The following is a 14,758-nucleotide window of genomic DNA, read 5'->3' as shown; positions in this document are numbered from 1 at the left end:
TCAGAAGAAATTTAATATAAAAAAAGAGAATCACCTATAAAGATGATTCTCGCTTGTTCATTATTCGTATTCTTTTTCAAATGTTTTTGTTGAGCGCACTGTATCAAAATGACGAACAACACTTTCGATATAATCACGTTTTGGTTCTAAGAATGGTGGAAGTGATAATTTTTCACCCAATGTTTCATAAGGTTCATCTCCCATAAATCCTGGACCGTCCGTTGCGAACTCAAATAGAATGCCTTGTGCTACACGTGCATAAAGTGATTCAAAGAAGTGACGATTCACATAACCCGATGTATTAAATCCGATTTCTTCCATTCGTTTTGTCCAGTAGTCTAACACTTCACGGTCCTCTACTCGGAACGCCGCATGGTGAACAGTTCCAAAACCTTGTCGACCATTTGGTGATGTTTCATCGTGTTTCACAATAACACGCGCACCATTTCCGCCTGTTCCTACTTCAAATAGATGAAAGTCTCCTTCTTGTGCGACTTCTTTAAATAATAGTGCTTGTTCTAGCATCATTTTAAAATATTTAAAATCAGCAATGGTAATTTCGATTGGTCCTAAACCAGTAATCGCATATTCAAGTGGGATTGGACCGTTTTGCCATGGTGTACCACTTTTAATCCCTTCATTATGTTCATCTGATACAAGTTGGTATCGTTGATCATCAAAATCAGTAAATGGTAATACTTTTACACCAAATTGTGTTTGAATACCGTCGTGTTTTACACCTAAACGTGTAAAGCGTTTTGCCCAATATTCAAGTGCTGCATCATCTGGTACACGGAAACCTGTACGTGAAATCTCGTTTGTACCATGTGTTCCTTTTGGAATTCCTGGGAAGTCAAAGAATGTCATATCTGTTCCAGCTGAACCTCGATCATCCGCAAAGAATGTATGGTATGTTTGAATATCATCTTGATTGACTGTTTTTTTCACTAAACGCATACCTAATACATTCGTAAAAAATTCATAGTTTTTTTCTGCGCTACTTGTAATAGCTGTGACGTGATGGATACCTTTTAATTGTTGATTCATGATTATTTCCTCCGTTAATTACATATTTTTGGCGTGTAATCCTACTGTTTTTAAAGCTGTAATGAGTTGCTGTTTTTCATGTTCATCTACAACATTAAATAGCTTTTCAACTAATGCTTCATGTTGTGGAAAAATACGTTCAATAAATGAGCATCCTTCTTCTGTAAGTGCTGCAAACGTGACGCGTCGATCGGTTGGACAGGCTACGCGCTCGACATAGCCTTTTTGTTGTAATTTATCAACAACATATGTGATACTGCCACTCGTAATTAAAATCTTCTCACCAATGCGTTGAATCGGTTGATCTCCTTTATGATAAAGCAATTCTAATACCGCAAATTCTGTTAAATTCAGCTGATAGCGTTGCATGTCCTTTCGCAATACTTCTTCAACTGTCTGAGACGCTCGAAGTAGAACCGTCAATGCTTTTAGCGATAATTCTTTTGACATTTTATCCACTCCTTTTATCTCGAATTAAAATATCTTGAATTAAAGATAACATGGATTAAAAATACTGTCAATTAAAAAAGACACAACTTACAGCATGAATTCTCACACTATAAGTTGTGTTTGCTAATGTAAATTTTTTACTCGAACACAGTTGCGCCCTGCATTTTTTGCTTCATATAATTGTTGGTCTGCTATTTTTACAAATTCAGTTGTATTAGTAAATTGCGCTTCTGTCAACGCAACTCCTCCTACACTAATTGTTACAACTTTACATTCACGCCCTAAATGTTCTAGCTCTGCTTTTTCAACTGCATTCCTCATATACTCTGCAATATCGAAAGCTTCGCTATAAGTCGTAGCATCTAACAAAACAACAAACTCTTCTCCACCATAACGCATTAATTCCGCACGAGCAGGTAACGCATCTGTTAAAATTTTTACAAGGTTTTTTAATAGTTGGTCACCTAAAATATGACCATAATAGTCATTATATTTTTTAAACTCATCGACATCTAAAATTAAAATAGCAAAAGGTACTTTCGTGTCTTTATAGTGTTTATATAACTTTTCTAAACTACTACTTAAATAATGACGATTAAAAACTCCTGTAAGACTATCTAATAAAGCTAGTTCACGTAATTTTTCATTACTTTCTTCCAATTGTTTCGTTCGGATGCGAATTTTTTCATCCAAAGATTCATTGAGGGAAATCAATTCTTTATTCAGTTGTTCAACTTGTAACCATTGTAGAGCAAATTTCCGACAAAATAGTATACACTGGATACTAATAAAAATGCCTAGCATGATAAAAGTAAGATGAATTGAATTTCCAGCTGCCGAAACGCGAATCATGTCATGTATGGCCCCTACAAATACTAATAGTATCCCCCCAAGTGTAATCACTTGTGTCAAATCATGCCAATTTATTTTTCTAATAACACTTACAAGTAAAAAGATATAAAAAACATACATAAAAATCAAAATAATATTAAATAATTTTTGATACATGACCGTAGAAGAAAATGCCGTAAAGAAAATAATTACAATCATTATATAGTTATAAAAAGTAATGAATTTTTTCGGGACCGCTTCGCTAAACATTTTATATACATAGCCTACATAGAACAACATAACAATTTGAGGCATAATAAATGTTAGACGTAGAGCCACGCTCCAATCTAGTTGGTTTAAAAAGGCTGTATATAAATAATAGTCCGTGAAAAAACCCCATAGACTTGTTGCTGCACAAAACATGCCATAAGCTAAAAATTCCTTTTGTTTTCTTCTAAATGCATAAAAAAGTAATGAAATACATGCAGTTAATGTAATACAGCCAATTAAAAAGACTTGCCAAAACTCATGTTGCTGTTGCTTTTTCACGATAATTTGTTCATTACCGATAGATATACTTTTCCTCAAACCACCACTTACATTCTCAAAACTAATCATTTGAAACGTAATTTGCAACGTCGTTTGATCTACAAGAAAACCAGGTATTTGTGGTTTCATTTGTTGTACAGCTGTCTTATTACTTTTTAGGAGGCTTCCATTCTCTTTGATAAGTACATTATTTACATATAAATTATAGCTACTATATTGAAAAGGTATATAAAATTTTAAATAGCGGCCAACAAAAGATTCAGGAACTTTAATCGTTGTACTATAAGTCGCACGATCAGAATCAATATTTAAACGCTGATTTAGCATATAAGGTACTTTGACAATATCGCTGTTTCCAAGCTTAATTTCTTCTTTCATGTCTTGTGGATCAAACAATTCACCACGTATAAAGTTCCAGTTTCCATTTAAATTTTCATAAAAAGTATCGTAATTTGAATGACGAAAATCATGTGTTGTCATTGTGGTAGCAAAACTCATCGGAGCGTACGTCATAAAAAGTATACAGAATGATAAAAGTGATACAAACCATTTTTTCATTTACGCCCCTCCTTTACATCCGTTAGTTATTCCCTTTTTCTTATAAAATTACTACTTATTCATAAAAAAACACCCACCGAATAAATTTCAGTGGGTGTTCATTCTATTATATAGAACTGATTTTGTCAGCTTGAAGTTCCTGAGGCCAGTGAGAAATTGTGTTCCCCATCTCCCAGAACAAATATTCAAAGCGAGTTGTTTGTAAGAAAATTTCTTTAACATGTGCCAGTTCATCACCTGTTAAATCAGCTGCTAACTCATCCATCAAATCAATCATATTTTGTGCGCTATGTTCAAATGCCGGTTCACTATACATACGCACCCAGTCACCGTAAAGTGGATGATCGACAGCTCCAGGAATTTGTGCGAGTTCACGTCCAATCTCTAAATAGCTCCAAGCACATGGTAAGATAGCTGCGATCACATGCGCAAGTGAGCCATTCTGCGCTTCTGATAACATATAACGAGTATAAGCTATCGTTGTCGGCGCTTCTTTTGCTTCACGCATCTCTTGCTCTGAAATCCCAAAACGCTCTGCATATTTACGATGCAGTGCCATCTCAATTGATAGCGTATGATGGACTGAAGCTGACAAGCGTGTCATAACATCTAAATCGCGTGCTTTTTGAATCCCAATCGCAAACACTTTTGCATATTGAATTAAATATAAATAATCTTGAATCATGTAGTGACGAAATTTCTCTGGTTCTAATGTTCCGTGACCAATTCCTTGTACGAATGGATGTGCGTGATTTGCACGCCAAATCGGTCGAATTTCCTCAATTAATTGCTCTGAAAACTTCATCTTTTTTCTCTCCCTTTTCACAAACACGAAGGAAACAAAAAGGCCACTCACCGCATTACGAAAATCGTAAAAGACGGAGAATGACCTGCAAATAATATGCTAAAAATGTCACTTCTTCCTTACGACAGTGCGAACTGTATCAAGTTAGAGGGTTAAGCTACTGCTCTCTCAGCCAATTCTATATGGCACCCCTAGTAGTGATTGTTTGTGTATTTAATTGTTAGTACACACCTATCATCTATGACAACAATTGGAAAGTCAAGCGATTTTTTAAACAGGTTCTGGAATCGAGATGAACTGATCGACAACAATCGTATTAATCGCATTAATATAAGCAAGTGCACTCGCTTTAATGACATCTGTATCAGAAGCTTTTGCAATATATGTTTCGCCTTCATATTCAACTTGTAACTTCACTTTACCGATAGCTTCTTTACCGCGTGTCACACTTGAAATTTTGTATTCAAGTAGCTTTACTTCGAATGCTGTTACTTCTTGTAGCGCTGAATACAATGCATCAATTGAACCTGAGCCAACTGTCGCTGCTTTCAGTACTTCCTCACCGCGACGTACCTTCACACTTGCAGACGGGAAGATTTGATTCGAAATCACTTGAATGTCTTCTAAGTGGTAGAAAGCATCACTATGAAGCGCAACTTTTGCATCTTCATTTGTACGTTTGAAATAATTTTCTACTAAAATGAATAGGTCATGGTTATACACTTCTTTTTTCGTATCAGCCAACTTTAAGAAATCCGCAAAAACCTCTTCAAATTGATCTGGTGTTAAGTTGCCTAACGCTAAGTTTTCAAGTGCATTTTTCACCGCATGACGACCAGAACGAGCTGTTAATACTAATTCCATATCGTCTAAACCAACCTCTGTTGGGCTCACGATTTCATAAGCATCACGTGATTTTAATAGACCATCTTGGTGAATACCAGATGAATGCGCAAAGGCATTGTCGCCTGTGATTGCTTTATTTACTTGTACATCAAGTCCCATTAAGCTCGAAACGATGCGCGATGTGTTCATAATCTCTTTCTTGTTGACTCGGGTATGTGCATTGAAATAATTTGAACGTGTTGATAGTGCCATCACGACTTCTTCAAGTGCTGCGTTACCCGCACGCTCACCGATTCCATTAATTGTACACTCTACTTTATCCGCACCATTTTTAATTGCCGCAAGTGTATTCGCTGTCGCCATACCTAAGTCGTTATGACAGTGAACACTTAGTAATACAGAATCATCTAAGTTTTTCATACGATCATTTAATTTACCAATCATTTCACCGAATTCTTCTGGTACTGCATAACCAACAGTATCTGGTACATTAATCATCGTTGCGCCAGCTTTCATAACAGCTTCAATTGTTTTCCATAGATATTCAAAATCAGAACGCGATGCATCTTCTGTTGAATATTGTACTTGTGGTAAAAGTGTTTTTGCGTATTTTACTGCATCTACACCAATTTGTAGAATTTGATCTTTTGATTTTGAGAATTTTTTCTCTACGTGAATATCCGATGTACCAAGTACCATGTGAATCATTGGATTTTCTGCGTATTTTACAGCATTGTAAACTGAATCAATATCCGCTTTCACTGCACGCGCTAAAGCTGTGATCATAATATCATCTGTATTTCCAACTTTTTGTGCGATTTGCTTTACTGCATTGAAGTCACCTTCTGATGAAGCGGGGAACCCTGCTTCGATAATATCTACTTGTAATTTTTTTAATTGATGTGCCACTTCTAATTTTTCGTATAAGTTCAATTTCGCTCCCGGAACTTGTTCTCCATCACGTAATGTTGTATCAAATAGCCAGATTTTTTTCGACATAATTTTTCCCTCTTTTCTGTATAATAAAAAAGTCCCGCCTCTATATAGCTATCGCTAGCTACTAGAGACGAGACATTACTCGCGGTACCACTCTACTTGGATTGCATCACACAATCCCACTTATTTAAGATTCTCACCTTAATCCTGATAACGGAGGAATCCGTATAACCTTACTCGATTGTTCAGGTTATGTGCTCATGAACGAGTTCAAGAATGCGCATCACTAACTTTCACCAACCGTTAGCTCTCTAAAGATGGAACATTTCTCTACTACTTTCAATCTTTGCTTGTTTGAATTATCTGATTGTTTAGAATAATATACCATTAAAAAAGCAAAGTCAACCAATTTTCAGAAAATATTTAATTTTCTTTGTTTATTATGTCGAGTACTAGAGCAAGATACCCCATTTAACAGGTGGGATTCCCTTTCAATGGGCACGATTCCCTTTCGCGCGTGAGTTTGTCCCTTTCAACAGCGGCGATTCCCTTTCACGCATGAGTTTGTCCCTTTCAACAGCGGTGATTCCCTTTCGTGCGCGAGTTTGTCCCTTTCAACAGCGGCGATTCCCTTTCACGCGTGAGTTTGTCCCTTTCAACAGCGGCGATTCCCTTTCGTGCGCGAGTTTGTCCCTTTCAACAGCGGCGATTCCCTTTCGCGCGACAGTTTGTCCCTTTCAACAGCGGTGATTCCCTTTCGCGCGCGAGTTTGTCCCTTTCAACAGCGGCGATTCCCTTTCGCACGCGAGTTTGTCCCTTTCAACAGCGGCGATTCCCTTTCGCACGCGAGTTTGTCCCTTTCAGCAATATTAATTTTCATTTTTTCCAAAACAAAAGAGCTGGGTTTCCCCAACTCTTCATTCTTCATAAAATGGTTGCGCGTAATTTACAACACCTGATATATCCGTTAATGCGCCTTTATATAGTGGCAGCACACGGTAATTTTCAAGTGGTACGTCAAATGGTGCTTGAATGCCGTATTGATCGGCGCGTTCAAAACCAAAGCGCGCATAATAATCAGCATGTCCCAATACAACAACTGCTGCAAACCCACTCCATTTCGCACGTTCAATAGATGCTTCCATTAACTGTGTACCAATGCCCTGTCCTTGTTTCTCTGGTAAAACAGCGAGCGGTCCTAAAGCGAGTACTGGAAAATCACCAATAAAACATTCTGTGTACATAATAAATCCAATAATTTTGTCTTGTTCAACATACACGAGTGCTAAATCATCGATATAGGCATCCGTTACACGCAACTTTTCAACGAGTTCATGCTCTTTCTGATTACTATGTGGATCTGTTTGAAATGCTCGTTGCAATAAGACACTAATTTGTTCTGCATCTTGTTTTTTCTCTTTACGAATCATGTAGTTACGCTCCTTTTAATTGGCAAGTGGGCAATAGCCACATTCTCCTACACCCGGTATATCTTTTGACAGACAACAACTTTTGCGAATCGGTTGTCCGACTAAATCTTGTGGTGCTCGTCCTTTGGTATAATCCAAATAAAGTGAGTGGTCTGTGAAAATGGACCATACTTCTGCGCTTTCTAGCATTTCTAAATCGTCCATTGCACGATCAGCTAGCATCGGGTCTTCCAGTAATTTTGCATATGTAATCGTTAATTGGACAAACAGATTGTCCCACAATACTTTCGGTGAAATGCTTGTCGTATTACGTAGCGCCTGAATAATTTCATAGCATTGTTTCCACAAAATCCATTTCATTACGGATGCTCGGTCGCCCTCTTGTACATAGCGCCAATCATTAGGATTTGCGAACATGCAGACAGTGAAGACCCCGTTCCCCTCTGTTACATCAAATTGTAAATCACGTTCATCTCCGTCCCAAATCTCATCATACGCTGTCAGCATATAAAATTGCATCGCGATAAACTGTGCATATTTTTTAGATAGATGCGAAATCGCTGCTGCTTTTGAAGAGGCTTCTGTAATTCCTTGCATCAACTCACCCAGTTCCTCTTGGAAAAACTCTTTACGAATTCTTTCTAATGTAAAAAGTGTTCTTTTGGGTTCTACTGTGTACACTTGATGTGCATCCAATGTTAAAACTTGTTCCATCGTGAGTGCTGGCATTTGATTCACCTTCATTGTATATTTTCAATTCGTACTATAATCATAGCATAATAAAAAAGCAATCTCATTTGAAATTGCTTTTTCGACGTACTTATAATGTACCGACTAACTCATGTTTTACGACTTCATAAGCTTGGCAAATATCGCGTGTGCTCGTTTGGTGACACTCCATTAAACGCTGTGCAATCTGTTCTAAATTCGATTCACCGTCTACTAAGTCATACATCAATTGACTTTGAATTTCATCAACAAAGTTCAAAATTTCTTTTGTCATCTGTTATAACACTTCTTTCCAACTGTACTTATTTAATATCTATAGTATATCGGATTTTTGAGTAAAAAAACATTTTATTGCTCAAAATATCCATCTAAAAAATCAAATATGTACTATTAACTACTTTAAAGCGCTTACTATCTCTGTACCACTCTTTTATCGTTTCAAATAAAATTATTGCGAAAATTTAAAAAACAGGAACTGCAATATATGCAACCCCTATTTTATCTTCTATTAAACAGCCGGTACTTCTACCACTACATCTTGGTCTTCGTCTTGATCTTCATCGTCTTGGTCATCTTCATCAATCATTTCTTCATCATCTGCGTCGTCTTCATCATCCACTTCAACTTCGCGTTCGATTTCGAATTCATCGCCATTCATGTACTCAAGTTCTACTTCAATTTCGTATGTGTCTGTTAACTCAAAACGTGATTGGATTAAATCTAAAATTTGATCTTCTGTTAAGTTATCGTCAATTGCTTTTTGTAAATCTGTTACAAGTGCACGAACTGTCGCTTGATCTAAATTATAACCTTTTTGTTTTAATTTGATTTTCGCTTTGCCTTTTTTCTTTTCGTACTCTAGCTCAAATTCTTTTTTGCCTGACTCAACAGAAATTTCAAGTTCACGTACTTTTTCAGACCATTTCACACCATCTGTATCTTTTAAGTTACCATCTTTTACTTTTTTACTTTTGCTGTAAGCTGTATAAGGTTTTAAACCTAGTTCAAGTTCCGTGCCATTACTGATTCCATCGCGGTCTGTATCTTCTAACGCATCTGCTACACCGTTTTTATTCGTATCTTTTTTCGTTGGATTTAAACTTAACTTATACTCAACAAAGTTGTTTAGACCATCTTTATCTGTATCTAATTTTGCGACATTTTCACCTTTTAATTTGTACTTCTTTTCCCACTTATCTTCGATGCCATTTTTGTTTTTATCAATAAATTTTGGTTTGGCATCTACTTGTGCACCTGCTGATAATAATAACGTTGTTGCAAGTCCAACTGCTAAAAATTTCTTCATATGCTCTCCTCTTTCTTTCGTATAATATTGGTATTACAAAATTTATATCGGTCTTTTAAAGCTAAAATAAACTATACCCATGAGTTGAAATATAGATCTTATTTTTTAAAAATACTGAAAATTCAATTGTTTTTATGTTATGATGATATAACTTAATAAAAAAGGAAGTGCAACTCAGATGGCAAATAGCGTATTTTTACCAAACTATACGATTGGAACAGATGCATATGATGCAATTGGTGCAATCTGTCACACATTTGGAACAAAGGTCGTCATTATTGGTGGTCAAACGGCTTTAGAAAAAAGTATCGACAAAATCAAAGCTTCATTAGCAAAAACTGACTTTATTTTAACGGATGTACAAGTTTATGGTGACGATGCAACCTATGAACATGTCGAGCGGTTACAAGCAATCCCGACTGTACAAGAAGCAGACTTGATCTTCGCAGTTGGTGGGGGGCGTGCAGTAGATACTGTAAAAACGCTTGCTGAACGTATGGCAAAACCTGTTTTCACATTCCCAACGATTGCTTCAAATTGCGCGCCAAATACTGCTGTATCAGTGATGTATAAAGCAACTGGTGAAATGGATGGACTATTCTTTTTAAATGCCCCGCCAAAACATTGCTTCATTGATACAGAGATTATTGCAGAAGCACCTAGCGTTTATTTGTGGGCTGGAATTGCAGATGCCATTTCAAAAGAATATGAATCTGCTTTTTCTTCGCGCGGTAAAACACTTGCTTATACCGATGCACTTGGCGTTCAAGTGGCACAAAATAGTGCGGATCGCTTAATGACATATGGCAAAGATGCACTTGATTCTTGTACAGAAAACAAAACATCTTTCGCTTTAGAACAAGTGGCTTTGGATATCTTAATGACAACTGCTTTAACATCGGTATTAGTCGACAACGACTACAATTCAAATGCAGCCCATTCATTCTACTATGGTTCTACTGTGGTCGAAGGCTGTGAATCACACTTACATGGTGAAATCGTATGTTATGGTGTATTACTTCTTTTAACAATGGATGGACAAATTGAAGCACGTAATCGTCTATATAACTTTATGCGTCGTGTTGATTTATCTGTATCACTTGAACAAATTGGTGTGAAAAATGAAGAAGAAGTTGAGCGTATTTTAGATAAAGCACTGACAACGGTTGATATCGCTTGCTCACCATACCCCATTACAAAAGAGCTTTACAAACAAGCAATCGCAGATTTAGAAGCTTATCATCAAACACAATCATAACAATACAAGGCACTCTGTAAAAAGGTGCCTTTTTTCATGTTGACGCCTCCCTCTTCTTACACTAACCTTATAGTAAGGATATTTTTTCCTTAAAAAACTTTTTATGGAGGTTCTTGTATGGTTTTTAAATTTGGCTATAAAAAAGTTGCACCAAATGAAGCACTCATTATTTCAGGGAAAAACGTCGGAAAAGAAGGCGACCCTGGTGTCTACATAAGAGATGGACGTCGCTTGCGTGTTGTACGTGGTGGCACTGTTCTCGTTACTCCTTTTCAATCTGCACATACGATTTCTCTCAATTCATTCCAAATTCCATTAAAAGCAGAAGGTATTCTCACAAAAGACGAAGTACCTATTACCGTTCATGCAACTTCTACAATTAAAGTAGCCGATGAACTAGAAGCTGTCATTAAGTTTGCTGAGCAGTTCATGGGAAAAGCACCTGACGAAATTTCTAAAGAATTACGTGTTATTTTAGAAGGTAAATTGCGCACAACAGTAGCAGAACAAGGTGCACTTGAAGTAAACAATGCACGCGAAAACTTTATTCAAGTTGTACAAGAAAAGTCAGAATCCGACTTACAATCTATGGGCTTTAATGTGGTCAATTTCTCTCTTGACCGCGTACTCGATGCAGACGAATATGATTCTGAACTCGGTTTTTTAAAGAATTTAGGAATTACAAAACTGGCAGAGTCTTCTAAACAAGCACAAAACGCACGCTCAGATGCAGAACGTCAAATTGAAGAAAACAAGGCGACAAATGCTCAGTTAACAGAACGTGCAAAAAGTGAATCAAACATTGAAATCACGCGTCAACACACCGATTTACAATTAGAACAGACGAAATCACAAAACGACTTAGAATTAGAAAAAACAAAACGTGAACGTGAACTAAACGAACAGCGAGCGATTGCAAAACAAGCCTATGAGAAAAAACAAGCTGAACTAGAACTGGACTTAATTGAAAAAGAAACACAGGCGAAGCGTGAACGTGAAAAAGCACAACTAGAATTAAAAGAATTAGCAAAGCAACAAGCAATTATTGACGCACAAATTGCTTCTGAAAAAGAAGTCATCGCTAATGATGCAAAAGCACGTATTGCAGAGCGTCAAGCGGAAGCCGAATCTCGTTCAAAAGAGTTACAATTAAAAGTAGAAAACGACGCCATTGCACGTAAAAATCAAATTGAAATTGATGCGATTCGTGATAAAGGTATTGCGGAAGCGGAAGCTATTAAAAAGAAAGCTGAAGCCATGAAAGAATACGGTGAAGCGGCAATTGCTGAAATGTTCATTAAAGCCCTTCCTGATTTTGCTCGCGCAGTTGCAGAACCACTTGCTTCTATTAAAAATGTACAAGTAATGGACTTTGGCGGTGAAGGTGGCGGTGTGCAAGGCGTTGCTGGAAACACAGTTGGCGTTATGTCGATGGTACAAAAATCATTAAAAGAAACCACTGGGATCGACATTAAAGACTTACTCGAAACAAATGCTTCATATGGACGTAACTATTTAGGTGGTAAAACAGAAAAAGAAGCGAGTTTAGACGACGAACCTGTGGCACTTTCTCACGATGATATGGAACTATTTGAAACAACAATTGATGAAGAAGATGCACAACAAACACTTGTATAACTAAAAAAATCATCTGGCTCTTTATGCAGATGATTTTTTATTTTATTTAAATAACTTTATATTGCTTTTTTCATGTATTATTTGTTAAAAAAGATATATTTTTGTTATATTTTTTATATTTCCGTCTTATTTTAATATAATAGTTATGAAAATAACATGTTTACATCATCTATTTGTTATATTTACCTGTTAAGATAGAGTTGTTCCAAAAAATGAATAAGTAGGAGTGTTTATTTTCAATGAAAAAGCAAACAATTGTAGCCTCTTTAACATTAGGCTCAACTTTATTTATATCTTCACTAACAGGTCAAACTGATGCAAATGCAATGGCAAATAGCGGTCAAGAAATGAAACAAGAGCAGCAACAACAAGTTCAAAAACAAGCATTACAATACGAACTTTCTAAAACGCTTCCATCGAAGCAAGCTCAAACAACGGCTCAAAAAACAACAACGCAAGATACATATAAAGTTGTATCAGGTGACACATTATCTAAAATTGCACAAAAATACGGTACATCATATCAACAAATTATGTCGTTAAACAATCTTTCTTCTACAATGATCTATCCTGGTCAGACGTTAAAAGTAAGTGGTTCAAAACAACAAACGACTACAACGAATCAAACAACAACGAATAACCAAACAACAACTACTTCAAAGCCAGCAAATACAACTTCTGGTACGTACACAGTTGTAAAAGGTGATACATTATCTAAAATTGCGCAAGCACACAATACAACTTACACACAATTAATGGAAAATAATAATCTATCTTCTACAATGATTTATGTAGGTCAAACATTAAAAGTACGTGGTGCTTCAGCATCACAAGCACCATCTAATCAAGTGGTACAAACAAGTAATCCAACAACTTCAACACAAAATACGCAACAAAATACACAGCAAAACAATCAACAAACACAACAAGCACCAAGCCAATCAAGTACACTTGTTGCTGCAACTAAAGCGGCATTAACACAAGTTGGTGTTCCATATGTATTCGGCGGTTCTTCTCCAAGTCAAGGTTTTGATTGTTCTGGTTTAATTGATTATGCATTTAAACAAGCTGGATTCAATTATGGTCGTACTTCTGCTGCTGGTTATTATACACTTGGCACAAAAGTAACAACACCACAATACGGTGATTTAGTATTCTTCGAAGGAACATATAAATCAGGTATTTCACATGTAGGTTTCTACATTGGTGGTGGAAAAATGGTTAGCGCTTCTGGTGACCATGTTCAAATTGATGATATTACAAATAGCTACTGGCAATCACACTTTGTAGGTTATAAGCGTTTTTAATAATATGTGAATAGAGCCGTGTTTCACTCTTTTTAAAGTTTGCAACAAAAAGCAGAAATCGTCCAATAAAGGAGATTTCTGCTTTTCTTATACTCAAATTAATTTTTCATACTATACAAATTCTTTCACCATGTTATACCAAACAACACCACCATGCACTGATTCTGCAATACCTTCATTTGTGTAACCAAGATGCTCATAAAATGGAATTAACTCTGCTTTACAGGTCAGTGTAACACCTTGTCGCTTATGTTTCTTTGCTTGTTCTTCAAATACCTTCAATAGCTTTGCTGCAATTCCTTGTTTGCGTGCTTTTTTTGAAACAGCTAAACCCAAAATACTCGCATAACCGCCTTCATGTGGATTATGCATCGTTTCTGTAAATAAATCATCTGTAATATACCGTTTCGAAATGACGGGTCCATTCACATAGCCAACAATTTCTCCAGCGCTTTCTGCTACTAAAAATGTATCTGGAATTTGTTGAATGCGCTGAATAAAGGCTTCTTTTGTTGCAGCTTCTTCTGGTGTAAAGCCTTGTTGTTCAATCTCTACTAACATGGATAAATCTTTTTCTTCTACTTGTCTTATGTACATCTTCCTCACCTCACATCTATTATACAGAAAAAAAGAAGGTTGGGACGAAGCCCACTCCCCTTCCCATTTTAAAATAATGTTTTAAACAATGTGACAAGTGCAGGGATAATGCCTGAAAATATAAGGACAAGTGAATTTGCTACGACACCAAATGCTCGTGTCTTGTTCGTATCTTTTAATGCGCACAAAATTCCAATGAAAGGGACAATAATTGTTAATAGAATAAGCACAGGATCAGGGAAAAGTTTATCTGAAACGAAAATTGACGTAAGATAAACAAGCGTTGCGATAATAAAAAGAACGACCGAGAAAACACCATATTTATTCATCTGCCATTTCTCCTTTCTTCTCTTGAATTTATTTTTCTTATTCCCTAAAAATCCACTTCTATTATCCATTCCATATAAATTTTAAAATTAGTTGTTCATTTTTCGGACGTTTTTTCTATTCATTTTCTTTATAATGAATGTA

14 protein-coding genes, 1 riboswitch and 1 other annotated feature are annotated in these 14,758 nt (G+C 36.3%); of the genes, 3 read left to right on the top strand and 11 right to left on the bottom strand.

What is annotated here, in order from left to right; genetic code table 11:
- Positions 1-60: 60 nt before the first annotated feature.
- From ACKVQX_RS07065 to ACKVQX_RS07025, 9 genes are all read right to left on the bottom strand, one after another.
- Positions 61-1,047 (bottom strand): ring-cleaving dioxygenase, encoded by a 987-nt coding sequence (locus ACKVQX_RS07065; protein WP_087680537.1) that lies wholly within the window; start codon positions 1,045-1,047, stop codon positions 61-63.
- A gap of 18 nt (positions 1,048-1,065) precedes the next feature.
- Entirely contained in the window at positions 1,066-1,497 is a 432-nt protein-coding gene (locus tag ACKVQX_RS07060) for a MarR family winged helix-turn-helix transcriptional regulator (RefSeq protein ID WP_068453892.1), read from the bottom strand.
- A gap of 123 nt (positions 1,498-1,620) precedes the next feature.
- A complete protein-coding gene (locus tag ACKVQX_RS07055; protein ID WP_409136145.1) occupies positions 1,621-3,435 on the bottom strand; it encodes a diguanylate cyclase in 1,815 nt (604 codons plus the stop codon).
- 106 nt (positions 3,436-3,541) lie between these two features.
- Positions 3,542-4,240: a thiaminase II gene (tenA, locus tag ACKVQX_RS07050; protein ID WP_068453899.1), complete on the bottom strand. Its 699-nt coding sequence runs from the start codon at positions 4,238-4,240 to the stop codon at positions 3,542-3,544.
- Positions 4,241-4,339: 99 nt separating this feature from the next.
- Positions 4,340-4,443, bottom strand: a riboswitch (TPP riboswitch).
- A gap of 67 nt (positions 4,444-4,510) precedes the next feature.
- On the bottom strand, positions 4,511-6,085 hold the full coding sequence (locus tag ACKVQX_RS07045) for a 2-isopropylmalate synthase (protein ID WP_068453900.1): 1,575 nt from the start codon (positions 6,083-6,085) through the stop codon (positions 4,511-4,513).
- A gap of 60 nt (positions 6,086-6,145) precedes the next feature.
- Positions 6,146-6,378 (bottom strand) — a binding site (T-box leader).
- Positions 6,379-6,939: 561 nt separating this feature from the next.
- Complete coding sequence (locus tag ACKVQX_RS07040; protein ID WP_087682537.1) at positions 6,940-7,452, bottom strand: GNAT family N-acetyltransferase; 513 nt, start codon at positions 7,450-7,452, stop codon at positions 6,940-6,942.
- A gap of 15 nt (positions 7,453-7,467) precedes the next feature.
- On the bottom strand, positions 7,468-8,181 hold the full coding sequence (locus ACKVQX_RS07035) for a Fe-S oxidoreductase (RefSeq protein ID WP_068453903.1): 714 nt from the start codon (positions 8,179-8,181) through the stop codon (positions 7,468-7,470).
- 91 nt (positions 8,182-8,272) lie between these two features.
- Positions 8,273-8,455: a hypothetical protein gene (locus ACKVQX_RS07030; protein WP_068453904.1), complete on the bottom strand. Its 183-nt coding sequence runs from the start codon at positions 8,453-8,455 to the stop codon at positions 8,273-8,275.
- 234 nt (positions 8,456-8,689) lie between these two features.
- Positions 8,690-9,487 (bottom strand): hypothetical protein, encoded by a 798-nt coding sequence (locus ACKVQX_RS07025; protein WP_409136144.1) that lies wholly within the window; start codon positions 9,485-9,487, stop codon positions 8,690-8,692.
- Positions 9,488-9,665: 178 nt separating this feature from the next.
- Between ACKVQX_RS07025 and ACKVQX_RS07020 the strand changes: the two genes are divergently transcribed.
- The 3 genes from ACKVQX_RS07020 (at position 9,666) to ACKVQX_RS07010 (ending at position 13,690) form a co-directional block, all read left to right on the top strand.
- Positions 9,666-10,745 carry an iron-containing alcohol dehydrogenase family protein gene (locus ACKVQX_RS07020; RefSeq protein WP_368634040.1) on the top strand — a complete coding sequence of 360 codons (1,080 nt, stop codon included), beginning with the start codon at positions 9,666-9,668 and terminating at the stop codon, positions 10,743-10,745.
- Between the two features lie 117 nt (positions 10,746-10,862).
- A complete protein-coding gene (locus ACKVQX_RS07015) occupies positions 10,863-12,383 on the top strand; it encodes a flotillin family protein (protein ID WP_068453912.1) in 1,521 nt (506 codons plus the stop codon).
- Positions 12,384-12,622: 239 nt separating this feature from the next.
- Positions 12,623-13,690 carry a LysM peptidoglycan-binding domain-containing protein gene (locus ACKVQX_RS07010; protein WP_087682534.1) on the top strand — a complete coding sequence of 356 codons (1,068 nt, stop codon included), beginning with the start codon at positions 12,623-12,625 and terminating at the stop codon, positions 13,688-13,690.
- A gap of 111 nt (positions 13,691-13,801) precedes the next feature.
- Here ACKVQX_RS07010 and ACKVQX_RS07005 read toward each other — a convergent pair whose 3' ends face one another.
- Positions 13,802-14,287 (bottom strand): GNAT family N-acetyltransferase, encoded by a 486-nt coding sequence (locus ACKVQX_RS07005; protein ID WP_087682533.1) that lies wholly within the window; start codon positions 14,285-14,287, stop codon positions 13,802-13,804.
- 68 nt (positions 14,288-14,355) lie between these two features.
- Positions 14,356-14,616: a hypothetical protein gene (locus ACKVQX_RS07000; protein WP_068453917.1), complete on the bottom strand. Its 261-nt coding sequence runs from the start codon at positions 14,614-14,616 to the stop codon at positions 14,356-14,358.
- Between the last annotated feature and the right edge of the window lie 142 nt (positions 14,617-14,758).

Origin of the sequence: Kurthia sp. ISK08, from assembly GCF_046159805.1 — a bacterium.
In the GTDB taxonomy this organism is placed as follows: domain Bacteria; phylum Bacillota; class Bacilli; order Bacillales_A; family Planococcaceae; genus Kurthia; species Kurthia gibsonii.
The sequence above is the reverse complement of the archived record's forward strand: the minus strand, read 5'-3'. Positions and strand labels throughout refer to the sequence as shown.

Coding starts and splice junctions, on each gene's coding strand:
- ACKVQX_RS07065 (WP_087680537.1), bottom strand. CDS start 1,047: ATGAATCAACAATTAAAAGGTATCCATCACGTCACAGCTATTACAAGT.
- ACKVQX_RS07060 (WP_068453892.1), bottom strand. CDS start 1,497: ATGTCAAAAGAATTATCGCTAAAAGCATTGACGGTTCTACTTCGAGCG.
- ACKVQX_RS07055 (WP_409136145.1), bottom strand. CDS start 3,435: ATGAAAAAATGGTTTGTATCACTTTTATCATTCTGTATACTTTTTATG.
- tenA (WP_068453899.1), bottom strand. CDS start 4,240: ATGAAGTTTTCAGAGCAATTAATTGAGGAAATTCGACCGATTTGGCGT.
- ACKVQX_RS07045 (WP_068453900.1), bottom strand. CDS start 6,085: ATGTCGAAAAAAATCTGGCTATTTGATACAACATTACGTGATGGAGAA.
- ACKVQX_RS07040 (WP_087682537.1), bottom strand. CDS start 7,452: ATGATTCGTAAAGAGAAAAAACAAGATGCAGAACAAATTAGTGTCTTA.
- ACKVQX_RS07035 (WP_068453903.1), bottom strand. CDS start 8,181: ATGCCAGCACTCACGATGGAACAAGTTTTAACATTGGATGCACATCAA.
- ACKVQX_RS07030 (WP_068453904.1), bottom strand. CDS start 8,455: ATGACAAAAGAAATTTTGAACTTTGTTGATGAAATTCAAAGTCAATTG.
- ACKVQX_RS07025 (WP_409136144.1), bottom strand. CDS start 9,487: ATGAAGAAATTTTTAGCAGTTGGACTTGCAACAACGTTATTATTATCA.
- ACKVQX_RS07020 (WP_368634040.1), top strand. CDS start 9,666: ATGGCAAATAGCGTATTTTTACCAAACTATACGATTGGAACAGATGCA.
- ACKVQX_RS07015 (WP_068453912.1), top strand. CDS start 10,863: ATGGTTTTTAAATTTGGCTATAAAAAAGTTGCACCAAATGAAGCACTC.
- ACKVQX_RS07010 (WP_087682534.1), top strand. CDS start 12,623: ATGAAAAAGCAAACAATTGTAGCCTCTTTAACATTAGGCTCAACTTTA.
- ACKVQX_RS07005 (WP_087682533.1), bottom strand. CDS start 14,287: ATGTACATAAGACAAGTAGAAGAAAAAGATTTATCCATGTTAGTAGAG.
- ACKVQX_RS07000 (WP_068453917.1), bottom strand. CDS start 14,616: ATGAATAAATATGGTGTTTTCTCGGTCGTTCTTTTTATTATCGCAACG.